Below are 6,164 nucleotides of genomic sequence, written 5' to 3'. Positions count from 1 at the left end.
ACGAGAGGCTGCATTGAGCCCTCAACACGTTGTCTTGCGGTGCGAAATCTATACGAGAGGCTGCATTGAGCCCTCAACACGTTGTCTTGCGGTGCGAAATCTATACGAGAGGCTGCATTGAGCCTTCAATACGTTGTCTCGCGATGAAAAATCTATACGAGAGGCCGCATTGAGCCTTCAATGCGTTGTCTCATCATGTATATTCCTTCGAATGATCAATAACGAATAAGCCACCCAGTCTTAAATTATTGACAACGTGTAATTACTTAATCCATAATACCCATAGATGTATTGGAGGGGATCAAGTTGGAACTCTATCAAATTATTATTATCTTAGCCTTAGTTTTTCTATTAATAGAAAAACTAAGACCAGATTCAAATTGCAATTGTAGAAAGGATAAAGAAATATAGTAAACATAATATGATTAAAGTCCCGATTTATTGAAAAGTATTAAAAAATGGGTATATGACTTGTCATCGACAGAATAAATATAGTAAGATAATCGTATTTCAAGGTAAAGAGAAAGGGGACACTCATATGTGGAAAGATTTTAAAAAATTTGCTATGCAAGGTAATGTACTAGATTTAGCAATCGGGGTTATTATTGGGGCAGCATTTGGTAATATCGTGTCTTCACTTGTAGACCATGTGATTATGCCACTCATTGGTATGTTATTAAATGGTGTGGACTTCTCAGGATTAGCACTTAAAGTCGGTGGTGCCGAGTTGAAATATGGTATGTTTATTCAAAGTGTACTTGATTTTCTTATCATTGCATTTTCTATTTTTCTATTTATCCGTCTCATCATGAAGTTTAAGAAAAAAGAGGAAGAAAAAGAACCCGAAGTTGATAAACAAGAGCAATTGCTAACCGAAATCCGTGACCTTTTAAAAGAACAACAAAACTAGCATAAAATATAAAAAACAAGCCTAGGACAAAACCCTTATAAGATGAATAAACCGCATGAAACTGGATTTAGAATCCTCGATTTCATGCGGTTTTATTTTTATGATTTGTAGCCCAATCATTTAGTTTCCAACGGATGTTTCCGCCTCGTTTTTATGTTGCAGAAAAATACGTTTAGAAATCAAGGTCTGAATAATGATAAATAGACCTCCGACAGCCCAATACAAAGGTAAGGCAGCAGGGGCATTCAATGAAATAACCCCAATCATAATCGGTGATAAAATCCCCATAATGGCGAACTGTTTACGTTGTTGTTCATCAAGTCCGATTAACGACACTCTCGATTGAATAAAATATATGAGCACAGCAATCGCCGTTAACAATATATCTGTTTGTCCTAGATCAAACCATAAAAAAGATTGTGCGGCAATTTCTGGTGTTCTACGGATTGCATAGTAAAAAGCAATCAACACAGGTGTTTGGATTAGTAATGGCAAACATCCAGAGACGGCAGAAAAAGGATTGAAATTATGTTTTTGATATATCTTCATCATATCTTGTTGCATTTGCATCTGATCTTCACGCGTTTGTTTATCTTTATATTTTTCTTTTAACGCGTCTAACTCCGGTTTGATGACCTTCATTTTATCCTGCATTAATAAATTACTTTTTGTCTGTTTAAGCATTGTCGGCAAGAGGATTAACCGAATCGTTAATGTGATAACAATAATCGATAAACCATAACTTCCATTTAGCCAAGTTGCCAGTTGTTTAATTAACAATGAAAAAGGATAAACGAAATAATGGTTAAACCATCCAGTTGTTTGTGCATCAATCGGTGTGTCTATATTGCCTGAACAACCACTTATAAGCAATGTCATTAACAAAACTAAAATAACGAACGTATATTTTTTGCACGATGTGAATACAGATTGCTCCATAATAGTCCTCCTCGTTTTGTCTTATATGGATAAAACGAGGGGATATAGTCACCAGCATCGTCATCTTCAGGGCCTTCAAGACGCTTCACTGTTCTCTGAGCATGGTTGACCATCCTTTTTCCGATAGATCCATTCAATGGGAGGGGTCTTTTATTTGTAATAAAGTTTCTTTCAACATTTAAATGCTGTTGTTTAAACTTTTCTGTCTGCTGATATAGAAAGTTAAATGTTGTGCAGGCAGACACAATTACCATAAGAAAAATAGAATAAAGGCTCATCTCGAAAATGAACTCACTAATCAAATCAAGAATCATCTGTATTCACCTCCTGTCATATGTTAATTATATTTTACCATAATACGATAGAAAACGTATCTAAACTTTAGCCACCCCTTTTTACAAAAATCAGCCTTTAGTCTGAGTGTAAATACATCCGCCGAGTGTCGTGTTTGTTTTCTGGAATTGTTAAAGTATAGATAATAATTTGAAATAACAGAGGTGGAAGGAATATGGAACCGATTATTGAAGTTAAAAATCTCAATAAGTCTTATAAAAAAAGACGCTCTAAAGAGTACATTCAAGCTGTCAATGATGTGTCTTTTGTCGTGAAGAAGGGGGAAATCCTAGGATTGTTAGGCCCGAATGGCGCTGGAAAAACAACAACGATTAAAATGATTTGTGGATTACTCATACCAGACTCTGGTTCAATCAAGATCAATGGAAGGGATAATCGAAAGCATCGTTTACAATCACTTGAACATATTAGTGCTGTCTTAGAGGGAAACCGTAATTTATATTGGAGGTTAACAGTCCGTGAGAATTTGGAATATTTTGCTGGGAATCGGGGCGAATCGCGTAAAGAAATCCGCTCACGTGTGGAACGCTTACTAACTGACTTCAATTTAAAGAGTAAGGAAAATGAGCTTGTTAACCGTCTATCAAGAGGGATGCAACAAAAACTTGCGATTGCTGTTGCCATGCTCGCTGAGAGTGAAGTGATTCTATTAGATGAGCCGACATTGGGATTAGATATTGAAACAAGTTATGAAGTGAGAGAGATTTTAAAAGATATCGTTAAAGACTATGGGCGTACGATTATCATTAGTTCACATGATATGGATGTCATTCAAGAAATATGTGATCGAACGGTTATTATTAACCAAGGAAAAGTAGTCACAGATGACTCAATCGAAAACTTGCTCCGTCTATTTGAAGTGCGAGCTTACACGGTTACATTAGGAGAACATTTAACTAGAAAACAAGTTACATTACTTCAGGAACGTTTTCCACAAGTAACATATACAGAAGATGTCATCCAATCGTCCATTGCGATTGATTTTTATCAAAGTGAAGCGATCTATGATTTATTCGATATTCTTAAATTAGAAAACACACCGGTCGAAACAATTGACCGCGATACAATCAATTTTGAGCAAGTCTTTATGAAAATTGTTAATGGTGGTGAGAAAGTATGCGCTGGCTAAATCTATTTAAAGCAAATCTAAGAAAAGAGTATATTGAAATAAAACGTTATTTACCAAATACACTGGCCATGATCTTTACGTTCTATTTTATTTTTGTCGGATTATTTGCAGGTATACAGTTTATCGGTGACCCTAACAGTGCGGATACAAATACACAGTATTTAATTGTGAATTATGTGTTTTGGTTCTTAGGCATGATGGTGATTCAGTCTGTTGGTTGGCAAATAACAAATGAGGCAATGCGTGGAACATTGGAACAATTATACATGTCACCAATGGGTGTATGGCGTATTTTAGCAACAAGATTAACGTCGACCGTTATTTTAGATTTAGCACTTCTTGTCGTATTACTATTTCTAACGATGTTAACAACTGGACAATGGCTACACATAAACGTGGTGGCGATAGCACCTATCTTAATATTAACGATTATGGGTATGATGGGCATCGGATTTATGATTGCCGGTTTATCGATTATCTGGAAACAAGTGAGTGCTTTTTTACAAATTTTACAGTTTATTATCGCAGCATTAACATTCATCTCAATCAAGCAAGCTCCATTTCTTGTTTACTTTCCATTTGTAAAAGGAATTGACCTCGTTAGACAGGTGATGATTAGTGGAGCCACATTTAGTGATATAACGATGATGGATTATTCAATTCTTATCATTAACGCAGTCGTTTATTTCGTGTTAGGTGTATTTGTTTATCTAGGTTGTGAACGCTTTGCAATGAAAAAAGGGTTATTAGCTCATTATTAAATCGAAAAATAGGTTACTGTCTTATACAATCCCTACACATCTGTCATAGAGTAATAGTGACATATCACAAGAAAGGGGATTTATATGGGCCGATTTAATCGTAGACCATGTCGTCGTGGATGTCCGAATCAAGTCGTATATCCGACAAAACATGACACAGTTCACAACTGTTTTGAATGTGAAGTAGAGCATATTCATCCATCCCATACAACAATAATGAATCATCATCTAGTAAAGAATAAACATATTTACCCTCATTCAACATCTGTTCAAAACACGTATGATAGTGTAAATATGTATGGTGGTTCCTTTGAGGTGCCAAGTCCAGGGCCGGGTACTGTAGCAGGGGCTATGTCACCAGGAGGACCAGGAGCTGTAGCAGGAGGAATGTATCCAGGGTCAGGTCCAGGGGCTGTAGGAGGCGCAATGTATCCAGGGTCAGGACCGGGTATGGGACAAATGGGTGTGATGGGTGCAGGTTATGGCCATTGTTCTTCACATTGCAAAAAAAGAAGGTAGATTAAAAAACTGGCTTGAAGGCCAGTTTTTTATTTTTTTAAAGAGAGATAGTATAATAGGGGGAGATGGAGGTATTATTGATGAAAGTCTTAGCTGTAACAGGTTATAAGCCAATGGAAATGAACATTTTTAAACACGATGATGAGCGGATTGAATTTATAAAATATGCACTAAAAAAACGGCTCATTCAATATATAGAAGAAGGCCTAGAATGGGTTCTTATTTCTGGACAGATGGGTGTTGAAATCTGGACGGGTGAAGTTCTACTCGACTTAAAAGAAACATATCCGATTCAATTAGCTGTCATCCCTCCATTCGAAAATATGGATCAGCGTTGGCCTGAACCGCAGCAGTTCGCCTATCAAGAATTGCTTATACAGGCTGACTTCTATAAACCACTATATCAAGGTGAGTATAAAGGGCCATACCAATTCCGCGCCATGAATCAGTGGCTCATTGAAAAAAGTGATGGCTGTCTTTTTCTAGTGGATGAAGATTTTCCCGGAAGTAATCGCTTTTTATTAGATGCAGCAAAATCAAAAGCTAATTATCCGATACTTACTTTAACACCAACTGATTTAGATGATGCTGTCTTAGAATGGCAAATGAGTGACCCGAGATATTGGGATTCGTAAATGGAATGGGAAGTCGGTGCTAATCTAATCATGTGCGGGTAGTGGATATGAGGTCGCATTGACGATTCAACGACCTCACCCTGTGTATCATTTTTTTGACAAATAGTGCTTTTTTAAGCTGGACATATTATCTGCAATAGCTGAAATAATAAATGTGGCTGCTGAACTAGCAAAGATTGCAAAGGCATAGATGTCTAGACCGGATAAATCAATTTTCATAAATATAGAAAGACCAATTAATATGACTCCTAAAGCGACCCCAGCTAAAGGAATAAAAAAATGTAGGTTTGAGTTTCTTTTTTTGAAAAATATATTTATACTTAATAATACAATGAATAAAACCAATGTGACTAAAAAGAATTTTAACATCATCATATTAACTCCTTACGATGAAATTTCTTTCATCATATCATAGTTCAACATCTTATGCGACATCATTAAAAGTACCGGTCTAATGAGGCCAAAAAAGGTGGGATAAAGTGTCAAAAAAGGAATATGAAATTGATGAGAAATTACAGTATCGCGATCATCTAACCGATATCATTAAGCAGGCAGAAGCTGATGGGCAATTCGATGATTTACCCGGAAAAGGCAAACCATTAAACTTAGGTCAACCAGCGACAAATCCATATGAGGCACAACTTCATAAGACGATGAAAGATAATCATATCTTACCTCGATGGATTGAATTAGGTCAGGACATTGATCAATTAAAAGAGAAAATGAAGACAATGGATAACCGGAAAGAAAAACGAAAACTCTTGAAAACAATCAATAAAAAAATTAAAGAATATAATTATATGTGTCCACCATCATTGCAAAGAATGCGTATTGAGGGATAAAAACTTTGACGGACCGTCCATATATCGTTATAATAATTAAAATTTTATAATTGATTCGCTGAGGAAGAGAGTAGT

9 protein-coding genes and 1 other annotated feature (1 of these 10 only partly in view) are annotated in these 6,164 nt (G+C 36.1%); of the genes, 6 read left to right on the top strand and 3 right to left on the bottom strand.

The genetic code is table 11. The features are described 5' to 3' along the window. Positions 1–538: 538 nt before the first annotated feature. Positions 539–910 carry a large conductance mechanosensitive channel protein MscL gene (gene mscL, locus VIG73_RS09295; protein ID WP_331641249.1) on the top strand — a complete coding sequence of 124 codons (372 nt, stop codon included), beginning with the start codon at positions 539–541 and terminating at the stop codon, positions 908–910. A gap of 120 nt (positions 911–1,030) precedes the next feature. Here mscL and yidC read toward each other — a convergent pair whose 3' ends face one another. Both yidC and VIG73_RS09285 read right to left on the bottom strand, forming a co-directional pair. Further along, positions 1,031–1,849 (bottom strand): membrane protein insertase YidC, encoded by an 819-nt coding sequence (yidC, locus tag VIG73_RS09290; RefSeq protein WP_331641247.1) that lies wholly within the window; start codon positions 1,847–1,849, stop codon positions 1,031–1,033. Further along, complete coding sequence (locus tag VIG73_RS09285) at positions 1,798–2,163, bottom strand: hypothetical protein (protein WP_331641245.1); 366 nt, start codon at positions 2,161–2,163, stop codon at positions 1,798–1,800. The genes yidC and VIG73_RS09285 overlap by 52 nt, the downstream gene beginning before the upstream one ends. Before the next feature lie 194 nt (positions 2,164–2,357). On the opposite strand from VIG73_RS09285, the gene VIG73_RS09280 reads away from it, so the two are divergent. The 4 genes from VIG73_RS09280 to VIG73_RS09265 all read left to right on the top strand — a co-directional run bounded on the left by VIG73_RS09280 (position 2,358) and on the right by VIG73_RS09265 (position 5,247). Beyond that, on the top strand, positions 2,358–3,332 hold the full coding sequence (locus VIG73_RS09280; protein WP_331641243.1) for an ABC transporter ATP-binding protein: 975 nt from the start codon (positions 2,358–2,360) through the stop codon (positions 3,330–3,332). After that, complete coding sequence (locus VIG73_RS09275; RefSeq protein ID WP_331641241.1) at positions 3,320–4,093, top strand: ABC transporter permease; 774 nt, start codon at positions 3,320–3,322, stop codon at positions 4,091–4,093. Before VIG73_RS09280 ends, VIG73_RS09275 begins: the two co-directional genes overlap by 13 nt. A gap of 84 nt (positions 4,094–4,177) precedes the next feature. Continuing rightward, positions 4,178–4,612 (top strand): spore coat protein, encoded by a 435-nt coding sequence (locus VIG73_RS09270; RefSeq protein ID WP_331641239.1) that lies wholly within the window; start codon positions 4,178–4,180, stop codon positions 4,610–4,612. A gap of 80 nt (positions 4,613–4,692) precedes the next feature. Next, entirely contained in the window at positions 4,693–5,247 is a 555-nt protein-coding gene (locus VIG73_RS09265) for a DUF1273 domain-containing protein (RefSeq protein ID WP_331641237.1), read from the top strand. An 87-nt stretch (positions 5,248–5,334) separates the two neighbouring features. On the opposite strand, the gene VIG73_RS09260 is transcribed toward VIG73_RS09265, so the two are convergent. Further along, on the bottom strand, positions 5,335–5,619 hold the full coding sequence (locus VIG73_RS09260) for a hypothetical protein (protein WP_331641235.1): 285 nt from the start codon (positions 5,617–5,619) through the stop codon (positions 5,335–5,337). A 107-nt stretch (positions 5,620–5,726) separates the two neighbouring features. Here VIG73_RS09260 and VIG73_RS09255 point away from each other — a divergent pair, with 107 nt between their 5' ends. Then, positions 5,727–6,089 carry a DUF1992 domain-containing protein gene (locus VIG73_RS09255; RefSeq protein ID WP_331641233.1) on the top strand — a complete coding sequence of 121 codons (363 nt, stop codon included), beginning with the start codon at positions 5,727–5,729 and terminating at the stop codon, positions 6,087–6,089. 49 nt (positions 6,090–6,138) lie between these two features. Next, positions 6,139–6,164, top strand: a binding site (T-box leader) (it continues 168 nt past the right edge of the window).

The organism is Cerasibacillus sp., assembly GCF_036516575.1.
Taxonomy (GTDB): domain Bacteria; phylum Bacillota; class Bacilli; order Bacillales; family Amphibacillaceae; genus Cerasibacillus.
This window is presented reverse-complemented; position numbering and strand designations above follow the sequence as displayed.

Coding starts and splice junctions, on each gene's coding strand:
- VIG73_RS09260 (WP_331641235.1), bottom strand. CDS start 5,619: ATGATGTTAAAATTCTTTTTAGTCACATTGGTTTTATTCATTGTATTA.
- VIG73_RS09275 (WP_331641241.1), top strand. CDS start 3,320: ATGCGCTGGCTAAATCTATTTAAAGCAAATCTAAGAAAAGAGTATATT.
- VIG73_RS09265 (WP_331641237.1), top strand. CDS start 4,693: ATGAAAGTCTTAGCTGTAACAGGTTATAAGCCAATGGAAATGAACATT.
- mscL (WP_331641249.1), top strand. CDS start 539: ATGTGGAAAGATTTTAAAAAATTTGCTATGCAAGGTAATGTACTAGAT.
- yidC (WP_331641247.1), bottom strand. CDS start 1,849: ATGGAGCAATCTGTATTCACATCGTGCAAAAAATATACGTTCGTTATT.
- VIG73_RS09285 (WP_331641245.1), bottom strand. CDS start 2,163: ATGATTCTTGATTTGATTAGTGAGTTCATTTTCGAGATGAGCCTTTAT.
- VIG73_RS09280 (WP_331641243.1), top strand. CDS start 2,358: ATGGAACCGATTATTGAAGTTAAAAATCTCAATAAGTCTTATAAAAAA.
- VIG73_RS09270 (WP_331641239.1), top strand. CDS start 4,178: ATGGGCCGATTTAATCGTAGACCATGTCGTCGTGGATGTCCGAATCAA.